General features: G+C 46.3%; 14 protein-coding genes. 7 read left to right on the top strand and 7 right to left on the bottom strand.

Annotated features, from left to right (window positions below):
• Nucleotides 1-7 precede the first annotated feature (7 nt).
• From ACN0UY_RS02575 to ACN0UY_RS02560, 4 genes are all read left to right on the top strand, one after another.
• Complete coding sequence (locus tag ACN0UY_RS02575) at nucleotides 8-1,060, top strand: efflux RND transporter periplasmic adaptor subunit (RefSeq protein WP_417665228.1); 1,053 nt, start codon at nucleotides 8-10, stop codon at nucleotides 1,058-1,060.
• Nucleotides 1,057-4,143 (top strand): efflux RND transporter permease subunit, encoded by a 3,087-nt coding sequence (locus ACN0UY_RS02570; RefSeq protein WP_417665227.1) that lies wholly within the window; start codon nucleotides 1,057-1,059, stop codon nucleotides 4,141-4,143. Before ACN0UY_RS02575 ends, ACN0UY_RS02570 begins: the two co-directional genes overlap by 4 nt.
• Nucleotides 4,143-4,688: an SRPBCC family protein gene (locus ACN0UY_RS02565; protein WP_417665226.1), complete on the top strand. Its 546-nt coding sequence runs from the start codon at nucleotides 4,143-4,145 to the stop codon at nucleotides 4,686-4,688. Before ACN0UY_RS02570 ends, ACN0UY_RS02565 begins: the two co-directional genes overlap by 1 nt.
• 63 nt (nucleotides 4,689-4,751) lie before the next feature.
• Entirely contained in the window at nucleotides 4,752-5,756 is a 1,005-nt protein-coding gene (locus tag ACN0UY_RS02560; protein ID WP_417665225.1) for a CFI-box-CTERM domain-containing protein, read from the top strand.
• Between the two features lie 229 nt (nucleotides 5,757-5,985).
• On the opposite strand, the gene ACN0UY_RS02555 is transcribed toward ACN0UY_RS02560, so the two are convergent.
• Nucleotides 5,986-6,300 carry a helix-turn-helix transcriptional regulator gene (locus ACN0UY_RS02555; RefSeq protein ID WP_417665224.1) on the bottom strand — a complete coding sequence of 105 codons (315 nt, stop codon included), beginning with the start codon at nucleotides 6,298-6,300 and terminating at the stop codon, nucleotides 5,986-5,988.
• An 8-nt stretch (nucleotides 6,301-6,308) separates the two neighbouring features.
• Nucleotides 6,309-6,719 (bottom strand): hypothetical protein, encoded by a 411-nt coding sequence (locus ACN0UY_RS02550; RefSeq protein ID WP_417665223.1) that lies wholly within the window; start codon nucleotides 6,717-6,719, stop codon nucleotides 6,309-6,311.
• A gap of 191 nt (nucleotides 6,720-6,910) precedes the next feature.
• Here ACN0UY_RS02550 and ACN0UY_RS02545 point away from each other — a divergent pair, with 191 nt between their 5' ends.
• The 3 genes from ACN0UY_RS02545 (at nucleotide 6,911) to fabA (ending at nucleotide 10,380) form a co-directional block, all read left to right on the top strand.
• A complete protein-coding gene (locus ACN0UY_RS02545; RefSeq protein WP_417665222.1) occupies nucleotides 6,911-7,783 on the top strand; it encodes a TraB/GumN family protein in 873 nt (290 codons plus the stop codon).
• A gap of 64 nt (nucleotides 7,784-7,847) precedes the next feature.
• A complete protein-coding gene (locus ACN0UY_RS02540) occupies nucleotides 7,848-9,764 on the top strand; it encodes an AAA family ATPase (protein ID WP_417665221.1) in 1,917 nt (638 codons plus the stop codon).
• Between the two features lie 103 nt (nucleotides 9,765-9,867).
• Nucleotides 9,868-10,380: a 3-hydroxyacyl-[acyl-carrier-protein] dehydratase FabA gene (gene fabA, locus ACN0UY_RS02535; RefSeq protein ID WP_128351537.1), complete on the top strand. Its 513-nt coding sequence runs from the start codon at nucleotides 9,868-9,870 to the stop codon at nucleotides 10,378-10,380.
• Nucleotides 10,381-10,481: 101 nt separating this feature from the next.
• On the opposite strand, the gene rmf is transcribed toward fabA, so the two are convergent.
• The 5 genes from rmf to rlmKL form a co-directional block, all read right to left on the bottom strand.
• The gene (gene rmf / locus ACN0UY_RS02530) at nucleotides 10,482-10,655 is read right to left on the bottom strand and encodes a ribosome modulation factor (RefSeq protein ID WP_128351536.1); all 174 of its coding nucleotides are present in this window, start codon (nucleotides 10,653-10,655) and stop codon (nucleotides 10,482-10,484) included.
• Between the two features lie 211 nt (nucleotides 10,656-10,866).
• Complete coding sequence (locus ACN0UY_RS02525) at nucleotides 10,867-12,618, bottom strand: DUF3466 family protein (protein ID WP_417665220.1); 1,752 nt, start codon at nucleotides 12,616-12,618, stop codon at nucleotides 10,867-10,869.
• Between the two features lie 7 nt (nucleotides 12,619-12,625).
• The gene (locus ACN0UY_RS02520; RefSeq protein ID WP_417665219.1) at nucleotides 12,626-14,533 is read right to left on the bottom strand and encodes an ABC transporter ATP-binding protein; all 1,908 of its coding nucleotides are present in this window, start codon (nucleotides 14,531-14,533) and stop codon (nucleotides 12,626-12,628) included.
• On the bottom strand, nucleotides 14,530-14,766 hold the full coding sequence (locus tag ACN0UY_RS02515) for a glutaredoxin family protein (protein WP_417665218.1): 237 nt from the start codon (nucleotides 14,764-14,766) through the stop codon (nucleotides 14,530-14,532). The genes ACN0UY_RS02520 and ACN0UY_RS02515 overlap by 4 nt, the downstream gene beginning before the upstream one ends.
• Nucleotides 14,759-16,906: a bifunctional 23S rRNA (guanine(2069)-N(7))-methyltransferase RlmK/23S rRNA (guanine(2445)-N(2))-methyltransferase RlmL gene (rlmKL, locus tag ACN0UY_RS02510; RefSeq protein WP_417665217.1), complete on the bottom strand. Its 2,148-nt coding sequence runs from the start codon at nucleotides 16,904-16,906 to the stop codon at nucleotides 14,759-14,761. The genes ACN0UY_RS02515 and rlmKL overlap by 8 nt, the downstream gene beginning before the upstream one ends.
• Between the last annotated feature and the right edge of the window lie 39 nt (nucleotides 16,907-16,945).

Here is a 16,945-nt window from a genome sequence, read left to right as displayed (position 1 = left end):
CTAATTCATGCAGTTGTTTAATCGGTTGGTGATTATCGGAAGCTTTATTGTTGTAAGCCTATGTGCGCCCTGGAGTGCATACGGCCAGCAATGGGGCGGCGGTGACCGAGCGGCATTGGTGGTGATGCAACCGGTGGGATTTGAACGTGTACAACGTAATGTTGAATCGGTTGGTTACGCTGAAGCATTGCGCTCCGTAGAGCTTTATCCAGCGGTCGGTGACTTGGTGCTATCAGTCAATTTCAATCCGGGCGACCGTGTTGAGGCGGGTGATGTGTTGGTTCGTTTAGACGACCGCCAACAGCAAGTTGACCTTGAACGAGCGCGTATTCAACTTGAAGATGCTGAACGCACTGTTAAACGTTTAACCACGAGCCGTCAGCAAGGAGCAATCTCACAAAGTGAACTCGACGTAGCGGTTACTGCGCGAGATTTATGGAAAGTTGCGGTACGTGAAGCTGAAGTTGCGTATGAAGATCGTCAAGTGCGCGCGCCGTTTGACGGTGTGGTAGGTATCACCGACGTTGAAGCTGGCGATCGTATTACTGAGCAAACGATGATCACAACGATTGACCAACGTGATGAATTGTATATCGATTTTAATGCGCCTGAAGTTGCAATTGAAATGTTACAAAAGGACGCAGAATTGATTGTGCGCCCTTGGACGAGCCGTAACACAGATATACCGGCCGAAATCATAGACATTGACTCGCGTGTTGATGTAACCAACAGAACCATTCGCGTACGCGCAAAAATTGATAATAGTAATGATTTGTGGCGTCCTGGCATGAGTTTTCGGGTAGCTTTGGCCTATCAAGGCGATAGCTATGCGGTTGTTCCTGAAGCAGCGTTAATGTGGAGTGCCGATGGCGCCTACGTTTGGGTGGAAAAAGAAGGGAAAGCCCAGCGCGTTGACGTGAATATTCAGCAGCGCCTTGAGGGACGGATACTGGTGACTGGAAACCTGCAACTGGGCGATAATCTCATTGTCGAGGGAGTACAAAGTATTCGTTCAGGCCAGAGCGTTCGTGACGTTAGCGATGCGGAGTCAGAGTCATGAAATTTGCGCCTCAACTGAACGATTTACCATCGTTGGCGATTCGCCGACCAATCTTAATTATTGTTTTAAACTTACTCATTATTTTAGCCGGTTACGCTGCTATTAATGGCGTTGAAGTGCGCGAGTTACCTGATGTTGACCGTCCTATCGTTACCGTCTCAGGAAGTTTCCCTGGTGCCGCACCTGAAACCGTTGATACCGAGGTAACGAGCCGGCTCGAAGGCGCTGTGGCGCGCGTCAGTGGTGTCAAACAGATTCGCGCTTCAAGCGAAGAGGGCAGCTCACGTATCGTGGTTGAGTTTAGACCGGGTATTGACCTTGATAATGCGGCCAATGAAATTCGAGAGGCAGTAAGCCAAGTACAACGGCAATTGCCAGAAGAAGTTGAAAACGTTGCAATAATTAAAGCAGATAACGATGCTCAATCGGTAGTTTCACTGGCTATCTCAAGTAAAACACTGGATTTAGAAACGCTTACAGAACGGGTTGAGACAGACCTAGCACCGAACTTTTTGAGTGTGCCCGGGGTTGCCGATGTTCGCTTGAATGGCGATAGAGAGCGGGTTTTGCGGGTGGTTCTAGACCCCTTGAGGCTTGCCAGTTACGAACTAACCGTAACGGATGTAGCAAACGTATTACGCCAAGCACCATTTGATGTGCCGGCAGGCAGTTTAAAGTCAACCGATCAACAATTGATTGTGCGTGCCGATGCCAGCTCGATATCGGTTGACGATGTCGAAAACATTGTAGTGCGTGATACCACGCGCATTGGCGATGTGGCCACGGTATATTTTGGTCCAGCAGATGCAAACAGCATGGTTCGCCTGGATGGAAAACCGGTAATCGGCTTGGGGGTTATTCGTCAAGCGCGGTCTAACACCATTGAAATTTCAGATGAAGTGCTTGCCCTCGTTGAAAAACTCAAGGTGCAGTATCCTGAACTCGAAATACAAGTTACCTCGGATGATGCTAAATTTATTCGTAGTTCGGTGGAAGAAGTCTTTATTTCACTGGCGTTGACCATCGCCTTGGTGGTAGTCACGCTATGGGTGTTTATCGGCTCTGGGCGCGCGACAATTATTCCCGCTTTGGCGATACCTGTTGCACTTATTGGGTCGATAGCCGTTATCTGGGTGCTTGGATTCTCCGTCAACATTTTGACATTGTTGGCTTTAGTGCTTGCAACCGGCCTTATCGTTGATGATGCAATCGTCGTTTCTGAAAATATTCAGCGCCGCCGTAGTTTAGGGCTTGGAGCGCGCGCCGCTGCGGTTATTGGTACGCGTGAAGTGTTCTTCGCGGTCGTGGCAACCACCGCTGTGCTCGTTGCCGTTTTTGTGCCAATTGCATTTTTGCCGTCAACCGCAGGGAGACTGTTTCGAGAGTTTGGCGGTGTGCTGGCAGCAGCTGTCATCATTTCATCATTCGTCGCGTTATCTTTGGTACCAGCATTGACTGCTCGATTACCACTTAAAACTGCCAAGGAAACAGGGCTGCAGCGCTTCGGTACAAAATTGCGCAATGCGTATAGCAAAACCTTACATATAGCACTCGATAAAGCTATTTGGGTGTTTTTAGCAAGCTGCGTTATTGCGGCCGCGGCCGCCTATTTATACTTCCAAGTCGATAATGAATTAATGCCTGATGAAGACCGCGGTACTATTCGTATCTTCGCGCGCGGACCGGACGGTGTAGGCATTGATTTTATGGATCGCCAGGCCCAGCAAATGGAAGAGATCTTATTGCCTTACGTGAATGGCGGGGCGGTTGACAGTATCAACACTGTGGTTGGCCAATGGGATCCAAATTTGGTCTTCATTACCGTGCGCTTAACGGATTGGGAAGAACGCGACAAAAGCCAGCAGGATATTATTGATGAAATTAGTGGGCCGCTAAGCCAAATTCCAGGCGCACCAGCCCGTGCATTTGGCTCAAACAGTCTGAATCTGCGTGGCCAAGGTGGTGGTCTAGAGTTTGCATTAACCGGTGAAAATTACGCGGAAATATTCCGTGCAGCGCAGAAATTCACTGCTCGACTGCAAGAGGAATTGCCCGAAGTGGGTTACCCGCGAATTTCTTATCAGCCAACGCAGCCTCAGCTCAGGGTTAATATCGATCGTAAGCGTGCGGAAGAGCTGGGAGTTCCATTAAGTGATATTTCGACAACGTTGCGGGCAGCAATTAATGGCTTGGATGTTACTGATCTAAATATCGGTGACCAAGCTGTGCCGATTATGTTGCAAGCACAACGCAGTTTAATTCGTGATCCGACCGACATCATGAACCTGTATGTCGGTTCCCGAGAAACCGGTTTGGTGCCGCTGTCGAGTTTAACCACGATTACCGAAGAAGGTGTTCCGGCCGAACTTGAGCGTCGTGCACAACGTCGGGCTATTGAAGTGGATATGGAACAGCCTACCTCGATTCCATTAGAAGATGTGGTTGCGCAACTACGTCAATTGGCAGCAGATGAGCTTCCAAGTGGCATTGGCTTGGTATTACTTGGTGAAGCCGAGGCCTATGAGGAAACATCTCGCGAAGTAGCGCTGACGTACATTCTTGCTTTTATTATTGTATTTTTGGTACTTGCTGCTCAGTTTGAAAGCGTTAATTCAGCGGTTGTTGTCATGGCAACTGTACCTTTTGGTATCGCAGCCGCATTTTTCGCGCTATACGTGACCGGCACATCCATCAATATCTTTTCGCAAATTGGACTGGTGATGCTGATAGGTCTGATTGCGAAAAATTCAATTCTCCTTGTGGAGTTTGCTGACCAATTGCGCGACCAGGGTCAGCATGTGCGTGAAGCAATTGAAAATGCAGCGGAAATTCGCCTGCGTCCAATCATGATGACATTAGTATCAACACTACTTGGGGCGCTGCCGCTAATTTTATCGATGGGAGCGGGAGCTGAATCACGCAACTCTATCGGTTGGGTGGTATTTGGTGGGTTAGCCTTTGCGGTGCTATTTACGCTATATTTAACGCCTGTCATCTATCTGGCTTTGGCACGCTTTACGAAGCCACGAGCTGATGAAACGAACCGATTAGAAAGTGAAATGGAAAAGGCAGGTGAAATGTAATGAAAATTCAAATTACAGGGAATGTACTCGGATTATTGGCTGGGTTGCTATTGGTTACGCAGCCCGCTAATGGCGAGGTAATTGATAGTAGCCAAAATGGATTTACCATTGAATTTAAGCGTGAAATTAATGCGCCAGTCAGTGACGTGTACGGTGCACTCACGGACAATATTGGTCAGTGGTGGCTCGATGCCCACACTTGGTATGGCTCTGGTAAAAACATGACGCTCACCGCTGAAGCTATGGGCTGCTTTTGTGAGAAGTTTGGCGACTCCGAAACCATGCACATGCAAGTTGCAAAGGTTGAGCCCAATAACCTTATTCGTTTACTCGGCGGGCTTGGTCCGTTGCAAGGCGAGGGGGTAACTGGTGTCATGGAATGGCGCATGAAAGTCATCGCAGATAATCGCACTGAGTTTTCGCTGTTCTGCCGTGTAGGCGGCTATACGCCAAGCGATTTGAGTCAGTGGGCTGGTGCAGTAGATGGCGTACTGCAACAACAAATAGGCGCGATGAAAAGCTTTGTTGAGCAAGTTAATCAATAAAAACTGGCACTTAGGTTCAGTTCATCTAAACTTATCCCATCTAAAAATATGGATGGGATTGCTATGTTTTCACGACGTTACCCTCGATTAGCCGCAGCCTTAACGCTCTGTGGCTTATCCTCAGCGGCTTACGCCCAAGAATCTCTGCCTTTATGCGAAACCACAATTAAAGAAGGTGCTTTCATTTCAGAAGCGACCTTATACGAAGATGATTATGATTATTTTTATGTGAGTATATGGATTTCGCGTCAACTTAAAGATGGCACAACCCTCGTAACAGATGACCCTGAAGCTGAATTTATCTCCCAGGTTGTCGATGCTTCAACGCTTAAGTTTAAATTCAATTACGATTCAAATGCCAATGGCGAGTGGGGGTATAGTCCACAAATAGGCCAGCTTTGGTTGCCGGGGTTTTACACGACAAACGACCAAGGCGAGCGTTTAGAACATCAGGTACACGTACAAAGTTTTCGCGTTAAAAATACCGACTACGACGTAACAACCGATGCCGAGCATAACGGCAATTTTATGTACGATTATGAATTACCACGTGATGCAATTACTGCAATGAACAATTTCTGGGTCATGAATGAGCCAGTTCAGGTGATTATGTCATTGTATCCAGATTCACCAAGTGCTTATGTCACGGTTGATGATTCCGGTTGGCTGGAATTCAGTGAGCGAATTAATTCCAGCACCAAAGCGTTACTGGACGATTACCTTGCTGAGAAATGTAACCCTGAATACGGTTGCTTTTTTACAACGGCAGCGGTTCATAACATTGGCTTAAACGATGACTGCTGGGAATTAAGTTATTTAAGAAAATTTAGAGATACTGTTTTACAAGAAACTGAAGCAGGCCGACATGTTATCGAAATCTATTATCAACAAGCGCCCACAATTGTCCGAAAAATTGAACAGCGAACCGATGCAAAGTTGGTTTGGTTAAAAACCTATTGGTTAGGTGTGCTACCAACAGCGGTTCTTACTCAGTTAGGTTTAAATAGATTAGCCATGAAACATTATGAAAAATTATTCAATAAGCTGCAGAAAATAGCCAATTCATAAAATCGTGCGCTACGTGAAATCTACATGGGTTTGCGTAGCGTAACTGCCAAAAATTTAAAAAACACGCTTATTTCCGCCAAAGGTGTAAGTCATCACTTGTTCTAGTTACCATTTATAATAGTTTATTTAACATAATATACATTATGCGAAATTGATTGTGGGTGTAAAAAAAAGGCCGCGGTCGAGTTTTCCGCGGCCTCTCGTCTGTGCAATTAACCGCTGTACGCTGTTATGGATTCGCCAGAAACGTGATAGCAGCGCCTATTGCCATACCGCATATGAGAATCCCTATATAAACAAGCCACTGCGTACCTAATACTGCACGTTGCAGTTGTTGATCATTTTTACGTGGTACAACAAATAATTCTTCTCGTGTTATTTCGAAAACGGCGCAAAGTGCCGATAAAGTTTCAGGAGCAGCGTTGCCGTCTTTTTCGATGCGTTGAATGGTTCTTAAACTTACACCACATGCTTCAGCTAGATGTTGTTGAGTCCACCCGTGTTGGCTTCTAAGTTCTCGAACCTTTCGAGCTTGAATGTCCATGTGTGCCCCTACACGAAGAGTTTTACGAGGTATGCGCTCAGCGCACCAAAAACTAAGCCCGCGGCAAACATGATAAAGAAGGTTTTCCAACCTAATTTGGTGTTATTAATTGCCATGGCGTGTTCATTGGTTTCAACGTGTTTATCGTCGACATACAAGTGACAGGCAATTTGTCCTCTCCAAATACTGACAACATCAAACACAACACGGTATTGGTGACCGTCAAGCTCAAATTCGTGACCGCTCTTGAAACGCCAGGAAAGCTTCGTCGAAACCTTGCTGTCATCCACGTATAGCGTTTCACGGCCGCTAAACCCGCTGGCGTGTGCGGCTATTTCATGGTTGTTATGGGTGAAATAAAACCAAAAGCCATTACGTAGAATGTCTAACATGCCAACAGTTTGTTCGTCTTTTTTCATTTTCTTATTCCTAGGTGTCGATAACAAGTTAGGTGTAAGTTACCGATAATCCTGCACAACCGTGACGACATTTAGTGGACAGTCATACAATTTGTCGCATCTGTCGTATTCGTGTCGTATTAAGTCCGTCATGCTATATTGTGCCATTATTGTGCCATTCAGGTATATGATTCAACTGGGGTTATCCGGCTATGCGCTATTTATTTGTTATTACTTTTTTACTTTACTTTGCCGTTCTGACGCCGGTTCAGGCGAACATATTTTTTAAGGTTTCTCATCCCGACCACCAACCTACTTCGTATCTTTTCGGTACTATGCATATGGTTTGTGGTGTTGAAATAGAAACGCCTAAGCCGGTTCTTAGTGCGTTTGAAAGCTCCCAGCAACTTGTTGTTGAAGTGAATTTAGCGGAGCCAGAGCAACAACTCGCCCTGCGACAAAATGTATTGCAACAACCAGCAGATTATTTGCAGCAAACATTGAATGATGCAGATTTTTTGCGATTCAAGGCGCTGGTTGAGAACGAGTTAAACGTACCGTTTCAACAGATTTCAGCGTTACGGCCAGTGTTTTTAAGTGCCCTATTTCTACAAAACTATCTGGAGTGTGCAACCGCGCCATTAAGGCTGGATGAATTTTTTACAATTCAGGCAAACCAAACCCAAAAAACTATTGTTGGTTTGGAGTCTGTGGCCGACCAGATTTCGCTTTTTGACGCCATTCCACTTAATTTACAAGTCACCTCACTATTTGAGTTGGCTACCGAGCCAGCCCAAAGTAAGCAATCGTTACAGCAGCTTGAGCAAGCCTATTTAGCCGGTAACGGTGACGAAGTTTATCAACTTATTCAAGATCAAGATGACTTTGGTGACTATCAATATGGGCTGCTTGATCGTCGAAATGAGCAATGGCTTGAGAAACTTCCGAAATTGCTGGCAACCCAATCCACGTTTATTGCAGTCGGAGCTGGTCATTTAGGCGGTTCAAACGGGCTTGTCGCGTTGTTAGAAAGCGAGGGATATACAGTTACCCCGATTCAAGTCAGTTTTGTTATTCAGGATTAAGGGAATGCGTGGCGAGCGCCACTTACAGTGGTATCATGGGCTGTAACTCAAAGGGAGACAAAGAATGCGCATTGCTGCGGAAGCACTACAACCACAAATAACCGAATGGGCCGACCAACGGCCAGCCACTTCAACGCCTAGTGCGTTAGTTGGGCAGCAGCGTGCGCTGTCAGCTCTGCAGCAGGCTTTAAGCATAGCCGGCCGCTATGCACATGGATTTATTGTAACGCCCGCCGGCATGCGTACACTCGATGTGCTGAACGAAGTTCAGAATGAACAACACTGGTTACATGCCAGTAAATTTGACTGGGTGTATGTAGCGAATCCAGAAAGTGCCTATCAACCGCTTTGCGTAAACCTACCATGCGGAAAAGCCAACGATTTTCTGATTAAACTTTGGGAATTTTTACAGGCGGATGTTTCTGTACGCGGCCCGTTGAAAGACTTTATTTTGGAAACCTACACCAGTGAACGCGTTGCTAAGTATATTGGGTTAATTGAAGATAGAACCTTTGACGATTTACCCGGTTCTGAACTGGCGACGGTTATTGTCACTCACGATGAAAATGAACCGTTCATGTTGTGTGATCGTGTCACAGAATCGACGCTGTTTGGTAGCATTCGGTTGCAAAGTGTTGAAGGAACTATTTCGTCCGATCTTCACCTCATTGAAGCTGGTGCGGTACTTAAGGCCAACGGTGGTGTGCTAGCCATTGACGCGGAAGAACTCCTAATACAACCAGGTTTGTGGCGTAAATTAAAGTATATTCTACGCACTAGCGAATTTGATTGGGCGCAACCTGGCGACGCCAACATCGCGGCCTATTATCAGCCCGAGGCGATTCCCGTCCACATAAAAGTGCTACTGCTTGGCGAGCGAGAAATTTACGCTCAATTACGGGAACTCGATCGTGATTTTGATAATTTATTTCCCTATTTAGCTGACTTTTCATCACATTACTCGCTGCAAAAAGCGCCACTGGCGCCCTACTTCGATTACTTAAGCTATGTTGTGCGCGAAGCGGCTGTGCAGCCATTAGCTGCCGATGCGTATTCCGCATTATTTAAATTTGTAACGCGTATTACCGATTTTCAAACGGAGTTGTCACTCGACACCATCGCAATTATGCAGTTGTTACGTGAAGCTTGCGCACTGGCAACCAAGGCGCAGAGCGCAGAGATAAGCGGTGAGCATATTCGCCAAGCGCTTGCTCAGCGTGATCAGCGCGATGGCTACATTGCTGAACTTAGTCGTCGCTCTATTCTTGAAGGGCAAGTTTATATTGCCACCGAAGGCGAAGTTATCGGCCAGATTAATGGCTTAACCGTGATTACCGCAGGCGGTCATGAGTTTGGTGAACCAACGCGAATAACAGCAACGGTGCATTATGGTGATGGCGACATTATTGATATTGATCGTAAATCTGAACTGAGTGGCAGTATCCATACTAAAGGTGTAATGATTTTAAGTGCCTACATCGCCAACGTATTTGCTCGCAATGAAGCCATGGCGTTGTCAGCCACGATTGTATTTGAACAGTCCTACCATGAAGTTGACGGCGACAGCGCGTCGCTAGCGGAACTGTGTTGCTTGCTATCAGCGCTTGCTGAGGCCCCTATTCAACAAGGTTTGGCGATTACCGGTGCGGTTGATCAATTTGGCCGTGTACAAGCAATTGGTGCCGTTAATGAAAAAATTGAAGGTTATTTCGAACTCTGTCGTATCCGGGGCCTGAGTGGGCAACAAGGCGTGATTATTCCTGCTGCTAACTTGAGCCAGCTCAATCTTGGTGATGACGTGATTAAAGCTGTTCAAGCCAATGAGTTTCATGTGTACGCAATAGAACACGTTGGCCAGGCCTTGGAGTTACTGACTCAATCTGAGCAAAAACAACTATATGCGCGCATTGAACAGCGCTTAAATGAGTTGCAGCACATAGACCGTGAGCTGCCTTGGTGGCGTAAATTTATTGCACGATAATACTTGTCGGACTTGTTAAGCGTACACGTGTTCGCTAATCTACGCGAGAAACCTCACAATGATTAGCGTTTCCAAATGATTGACGCAGCAAAACAAGGTACTTATGAAACAAAATAGTTTTACTCGCGAAGAGCTCTTAGCTTGCTCACGCGGCGAAATGTTTGGTCCTGGTAATAGCCAGCTCCCTGCCCCTAATATGCTCATGATGGACCGTGTCTTAGAGATTACGGAAGACGGTGGAGCTTACGGCAAAGGGTATATTCACGCCGAACTGGATATTAACCCCGACTTATGGTTTTTTGACTGTCACTTTATTGGCGATCCGGTTATGCCCGGTTGTCTTGGGCTCGATGCGATGTGGCAACTAACAGGTTTCTTCTTAGCCTGTTTAGGTGGCCCTGGTCGCGGGCGCGCGCTTGGTGTTGGAGAAGTTAAATTTACTGGACAAATTCTTCCTTCCGCTAAAAAAGTAAGTTATTTCATTGATTATAAACGCGTTTTAAAGCGTTCATTATATATGGGAATAGCTGACGGACGCGTTGAAGTCGACGGTAGAACTATCTATACCGCAAAAGATTTGAAAGTTGGTTTATTTACTGACACGTCAACTTTCTAAAATAACAGCAGTCGGAATAAACGTTAAAAGCCCGCTAATTTTTGGCGGGCTTTTTCATTGGTAGGATTAGTTTTCCACTCAACGTGTGGACGGGATTTATATCAGCGGAATAAACCGCCACCTCGCGCTTCCATGGCATCTCGCCAACCGCCTAACCACTGTGATCGTACTTCTTGGTTCTGATAAGGACATAGTTCCTTTGAACGACCAGATACTCCGGCTTTGAAACCCTGTGCGTGCGCACGTTCTAGGCGATCGCGTTTTTGTCGTTTCATAATTCACTTCCTCGTCCGATTTTACGAAATTTTAATTGTTTTCAGAGCATCGTGGCTGCCAATTTATTGCATTGGCTGATGCTCTTAATTAATAGATAGCAATTTTGGGAGGGAGTTCAAATCAAAAAAAAGGCGTATTTTCGAATGACATTTTAAGTCAATGAAAACACGCCGTTTATTAAAACAAGTTTGCTTAGATTAACTTGTTTGATTAACGCATAAATTTACGACGAACTGTAATAAGACCACCAATCAGCAACATAGCAAACAGGCCCAAAGGAGACATAGCCCCACCCTGGCGTTGAATTTGGCTGCCCTCGTCTGTGCAGTTGGTGATTTCACCTGATTCAGGATTTAGAATTAAGCTCAATGACACTTGTTCAGATTGAGTTTCCCCTTCCGAGTTTGTGTAATCTTTGTCAGTCGTTGCCGTCACCAAAATTTGATTTTGCTCGTTGATACCATCGGCTGACACGATAAAGTAATCAGCGCTGCAGCCAACGGCGTCATTTAAATCTATCAAACCTTGGTCCGGATTGTTCATGTCATAAACGAAACCAACGCGGCGGCGGGTCGTGTTCGCAGTCGAATCTATTTCCGCGCTGCCAACCACAAAGCCTTGGTTATTGATGGCGTTTGGATAAGTTGATGAACCCGTAAAGAACGTTGGCAACAGCTCAAAGGCATCGCTGTTCACATCATACTTAAACGGGTAAGCACGGCGTGTTCCTTCAAAGTTTCGCAATACGAAGCCTACGGCTATATCATCATCATTGATATCTGTGGCCGTACCCCAAACATAGGTTTCATCGGTTATTACAGGACGCGTTTCGCCATTGATAAATATGGCTGGCATTTTGATTCGTCCACCAACTTGCGGCTCGTCACCAAAATAGGTCCAGCTCTGGCCTACTGCCACACCATTGTTATTAACTGCGTAGGCATACGTTGACCACTCATTTTCGTCGTCTGCCAATTGCTCAACCAGTGGTGCATATTGAGTTTGACTGATAACCTCGCCTTGAGCATCAAGCTGCCACAGCGTTGCATGCATGTTGTAGATGGAACCATTGGTGCGAAGCTCGGTACCACGGAATGAACTTAAGTTAGTCGCTGTGCCACGTTGGAAGGCGTGCCAAGCGCTCCAAACACAGGTATAGCTTGGAATCGCGGAGCTTGGGTCTGAATCAAACTCAAGGCATGTATCAATACGAGTTTGTGCTCGAGGTGTTATTGATACACTCGTAAAACCAGCCGCAACATTGTTTTCATTGATATCAAACAAGCCTGACTCGCCACCAAGAATGGTTTGCTCAGAAGGCTCTAATAACTTATAGGTTGTTCCGTCATACCACATGGCACGGCTGGTAAAATCACGCTTCACATAGCTTGTCGTGACCGGATCAGGTGTGTCCTGTCCTTCTGCCGGCTCTGGTTGGTACGTGTATTCAAAACGCTCATAAGGCGCTGTAGCTATACCGACTCGAATATTGTTCTGGTTCAAGCCTAAAAACTGATGATCGGCGGAGTTCAATTGGCTCGACGCCCCATTGCCTTCGCTATTTAGAAATGCAGGCAATGACAGGGTTTGGCCGTCGTAATCGGCGGCGAAATTCACAGCAATACGCAGCGACGAAGGCGATTCATTCACACGGTCTTCAAGGCGTTGTACTAACGCAACGTATTGCGCGTAACTTAACGTATCGGTTTCCGGATCAAAGTCAGCAGGAATACCCAGTTCTTGCAGTAAAGCCAAGCTAATGAACTCGAAATCCAATTCAGCGTTGCGAGGAATTCGTGCTTGCAGTGCCGCTATACCTTGGTCGTTCAAGGCCACACCATATACGTTTCGAACAGATTCAGGTGATTCGATAACTTGTAGCGAGTAACTTTGTGCAGCGGCACCTGTGCTAACGAGCGCGGCAACGGATGCCGCAAGCAAACGGGTCTTAAATTGTTTCATATATGACTTAACTACTCTCTTGTTGTAGATTTTCTAACTCATCCCAGCGTTCAAGGGCTGCCATAAGTTCATTTTCTAATTCACCTAAGCGTTCAAGTACCGGCGCTGTCACTGTATGTGGCTGATTGTAAAAATCCGGTGCGCTTGATTGCTGCTCTAATTGTTGTTGTTCTTTTTCTAGCGCCGCAACTTGCTCAGGCAGCATATCTAATTCGCGTTGTAATTTGTAGGATAACTTTTTCCGCGGCTCAGCAGAACCCCGTTCTTTCTGAACTGGCTTGTCTGACTGACTTGAACTAGGTTTAGTTCCCTGTTTTTCTCGCAAATAATGGTTTATTTCGGTGAAGCCACCAACAATTTCGGTCACTACTCCCTGCCCCTCAAATAACAAGACGCTGGTGGCAGTATTATCAACAAATTCGCGATCGTGACTTACCAGAATGACCGTGCCTTGATACTCAGCAATAATCTGTTCGAGTAACTCAAGTGTATCGATATCGAGGTCGTTGGTTGGTTCATCAAGTATCAAGAAGTTACTTGGCTGTAGAAATAATTTAGCCAGTAATGCCCGGTTGCGTTCACCACCGGACAAAGCTTTAACTGGCGTGCGTGCTTGTTTCGGACTGAATAAAAAGTCCTGTAAATAACTTAGAATATGCCGTGTACGGCCATTATAAGTAACGTCTTGCTTACCATCACCTATATTTTCAGCGACCGAAAGTTCCGGATCGAGCTGAGCACGATGTTGATCAAAATAAGCAACTTGAAGATTCGTACCAACCTTTACCATGCCAGCGTCAACGTTCTGTTGCCCAATTAATACACGAATCAGTGTACTCTTACCGCAACCATTAGGGCCAACCAGTGCAATTTTGTCGCCGCGCTGCAGCGTTAAACTAAAATCTTTCAGTATTGGCTTATCTGCAAAACTCAAATCTAAGTGCTCGCCTTCAAATACCAGTTTGCCGGAACGATTGGCTTCTTGCACGGCAAGCTTGGCTGAACCTTGTTGCTCACGCCGAGCTTGACGTTCGCGGCGTAATGCTTGCAATGCACGAACACGACCTTCATTACGGGTTCGGCGCGCTTTAACCCCCTGACGAATCCACGCCTCTTCTTGGGCGAGTTTCTTATCAAACTCGGCGTTTTGTGACGCTTCAATTTCAATTTGCTCTTGTTTAGCAGTTAAATATTTCTCGTAATCGCCAGGGAAACTCGTTAGTTTGCCGCGATCAAGATCAATAATGCGGGTTGCCAAATTACGAATAAAAGCGCGATCGTGGCTAATAAATAATACCGCGCCGCGAAACTCTTTAACCATTGTTTCAAGCCAAGTCACCATTTCTACATCAAGGTGGTTGGTTGGCTCATCAAGAAGCAACAGATCAGGGCTAACAACTAAGGCGCGTGCCAACGCAACGCGACGCAGCCAACCGCCGGATAATGAGTCCATCGTGGCGTCTTCAGGGAGCTCTAGTTGGGTTAATATACTTTCAATGCGCGACTGCAGTTGCCAGCCATCTGCGGCCTCTATTGCAGTTTGCAAACGCGCTAAGGTCTGTAACGCTTTATCGTCATCGGGGTGGTCATTCAATCGCGACACCGCACTGTGGTATTGCTGCAATACGCGACCAACATCAGCTAGCCCTTCAGCAACGTAGTCATATACCGATTGCGACGAGTTCGCGGGTGGGTCTTGCGGTAAGCGCGCCACAACGGTATCACCCACCACTTGAACCACACCGTCATCAAGCAATACATCGCCGGCAATAATTTTCAGTAGTGTCGATTTCCCGGCGCCATTACGGCCCACGATACAAACACGTTCACCTGATTCAATGACCAGATCTGCATGATCCAAGATAGGATCGTTACCAAACGCGAGCTGCGCTTGGTTAAGTCGCACTAAATTCATGTATTTAAAAATTCCTCAATAGGTTGGCTAAAAGGCCAACGCAATTCTGCATCGTCACGGGCCCGAACTAAAACCGGAACCAACCATGCATATTCATCTTGTAGTTCAGGTTGCTCTGTAATATCAACAACATGCAACCGTATTGGGTTATCAGGCTTAGCCTGATGCAACAACTTGAGCGCTTCATCACAGAGTGGGCACTTAGGCTTACTCAGTAAATAGAAATCAGTCACTGTGACGTACCTTAAACAGATGATGAATACCCTTATTACGGGCAAAATCTGGTGATATAGAACGCTGGGTTAAATCTTCAGCGATCAAATACTCCCCATTTAGCCTTTCTTCATCGAGTTTAAAACGGCGTTTGTTGTTGGAAAACAATATTACACCGTCATCGGTTAATAACCGTGCCGCCAATTTCAACAACATTACGTGATCACGCTGAATGTCCAGCACATCATCCATACGCTTTGAATTTGAAAACGTTGGGGGATCTAGAAAAATAACATCAAAACGTTGCTGAGGACGTTGGTCACGAAGCCATTGCAGGCAATCTGCTTGCACAAACTCAAATTGGCGCCCGTAGAGTTTATTCAAGTTGAAGTTTCGTTGTCCCCACGCAAGGTAGGTATGTGAAAGATCAACAGAAACAACCTCTTTCGCTCCACCTAAAGCGGCGTGAACAGATGCGGTACAGGTGTATGCAAACAAATTAAGAACGTTTTTACCGGCACTTAATTTGCCAAGCTCACGACGCGTCCAACGGTGGTCAAGAAATAAGCCAGTATCCAAATAATCACTTAAGTTCACTTCAAACTGCGCATCATACTCATGCACGATGCGAACCAAACCACGCGGCTCTTGTTTTTCATATTGTTGCTTGCCAGATTGACGCTGGCGAACTTTTAACGTCATATTTTCGGCGGCAAAAGGTAGTTCTTGGGCAAGCGTATCGATTAAAAACCACAACCTGTCCTTTGCAACGGCTTCAGGAATGTCTTTCGGGGCTGCATATTCTTGAATCACTAGGCAATCGTCATATACATCAACTGCTGCATTGTATTCCGGCAGGTCGGCGTCATACAGTCGCCAAGCACTAACCCCTTCTTTTGCCGCCCATTTTTCAAATTTCTGGTAATTTTTCTTGAATCTATTGGCTAAATCACTTGATTGCGTTTGGGTAAACTCTGGTTGCTCAATAGTTAAATCATAAAGCGCTAAAGTGGTCTCTAAAGCACCGTTAAAGAGCTTGTATTTGCGTTGGCTGCGCAATTTCATACGTTTGAGTAAGGTGTCGTCACCTGCTAATACCCCAACCTGCCAACCGGTGAAATGATTGCGTAACTGCGCCCCAAATCGACGGTACATCAGCAAGGTTTCAATCTCTTCGCCTAAACGTTCGCCGTATGGCGGGTTACAAATCAATAAAGGTGCTGATTGCGGTGTAAGGTTTTCGATATTTGGTGGCGTTACCTGCTCAGCATTGCCAACTTGCCATTCACAACGCTCATTTAAACCGAGCCGTATGGCATTTTGTTCAGCGATTGCGAGCATCTTGGGGTCATTATCGTACCCGATAAAACGCGCTTGATGCTGCGCGCACGCCGCTTCGTATCGCTGCTGCGCTTCGCTAAGAACCTGCTGCCAAGCCGTCACATCGTGCCCGCGCCATTGCTCAAAACCCCAGTGGCTTCGAGTTAGCCCTGGTGCACGGTCAAATCGAATCATTGCGGCTTCAAGTAACAGGGTTCCTGAGCCACAAAATGGATCAAACACAACCTCAGTTTCAGCCGTCATACCGCTACGAATGACAACAGCCGCCGCTAAGGTTTCACGCAGCGGAGCCGCGCCTTGCTGCTGCCGGTATCCCCGCTTGTGCAGGCTTTCACCTGCTAAATCGAGATACCACGTGAGTTTATCTTTTTGAATGTGCGCATTAATGCGTATATCAGGTTGTTCTTTTGATACATTTGGCCGTTCAAGGCCTTGCGCACGAAATCGGTCCACAATGCCGTCTTTAATCAGTTGCGCGCCAAATTGCGTGTGACGAATCTCATGGTGGCGTCCACTAAAGTCAATAAGGAACGTCTGGTCAGAACTAAACACCTCTTCCCACGGCGTTTCCGCAACGGCTGCCGGTATATCCTGAGCGTTTTTAAAATAAGTATCGCCAAGGGTCAGCAACACGCGGTTCGCTAAACGCGTCCACAAGCAGACACGATAAGCATTTTCAAGATCACTTTGAAACCAGCAACCTCCTGCAGTTTGCCGAACATCGCTAACACCTAACTGATGTAGCTCGTCGAATAAGAGTGGCTCAAGGCCCTTTGCGCAGGTTGCAAATAAACGCATTGAAGAAGACGGTGTGGTCATTGAATTATCAAGGTTAGTTATCATGGCGGCTATTATAGC

Source organism: Pseudidiomarina sp., from assembly GCF_048268165.1.
Lineage (GTDB): Bacteria > Pseudomonadota > Gammaproteobacteria > Enterobacterales > Alteromonadaceae > Pseudidiomarina.
Note: the sequence above shows the minus strand (reverse complement) of the source record. Positions and strands in the feature narration are given on the sequence as shown.

Bases quoted from the DNA above. Each gene is read 5' to 3' on its own strand.
- ACN0UY_RS02575 (WP_417665228.1), top strand. From the start codon at position 8: ATGCAGTTGTTTAATCGGTTGGTGATTATCGGAAGCTTTATTGTTGTA.
- ACN0UY_RS02570 (WP_417665227.1), top strand. From the start codon at position 1,057: ATGAAATTTGCGCCTCAACTGAACGATTTACCATCGTTGGCGATTCGC.
- ACN0UY_RS02565 (WP_417665226.1), top strand. From the start codon at position 4,143: ATGAAAATTCAAATTACAGGGAATGTACTCGGATTATTGGCTGGGTTG.
- ACN0UY_RS02560 (WP_417665225.1), top strand. From the start codon at position 4,752: ATGTTTTCACGACGTTACCCTCGATTAGCCGCAGCCTTAACGCTCTGT.
- ACN0UY_RS02555 (WP_417665224.1), bottom strand. From the start codon at position 6,300: ATGGACATTCAAGCTCGAAAGGTTCGAGAACTTAGAAGCCAACACGGG.
- ACN0UY_RS02550 (WP_417665223.1), bottom strand. From the start codon at position 6,719: ATGAAAAAAGACGAACAAACTGTTGGCATGTTAGACATTCTACGTAAT.
- ACN0UY_RS02545 (WP_417665222.1), top strand. From the start codon at position 6,911: ATGCGCTATTTATTTGTTATTACTTTTTTACTTTACTTTGCCGTTCTG.
- ACN0UY_RS02540 (WP_417665221.1), top strand. From the start codon at position 7,848: ATGCGCATTGCTGCGGAAGCACTACAACCACAAATAACCGAATGGGCC.
- fabA (WP_128351537.1), top strand. From the start codon at position 9,868: ATGAAACAAAATAGTTTTACTCGCGAAGAGCTCTTAGCTTGCTCACGC.
- rmf (WP_128351536.1), bottom strand. From the start codon at position 10,655: ATGAAACGACAAAAACGCGATCGCCTAGAACGTGCGCACGCACAGGGT.
- ACN0UY_RS02525 (WP_417665220.1), bottom strand. From the start codon at position 12,618: ATGAAACAATTTAAGACCCGTTTGCTTGCGGCATCCGTTGCCGCGCTC.
- ACN0UY_RS02520 (WP_417665219.1), bottom strand. From the start codon at position 14,533: ATGAATTTAGTGCGACTTAACCAAGCGCAGCTCGCGTTTGGTAACGAT.
- rlmKL (WP_417665217.1), bottom strand. From the start codon at position 16,906: ATGACCACACCGTCTTCTTCAATGCGTTTATTTGCAACCTGCGCAAAG.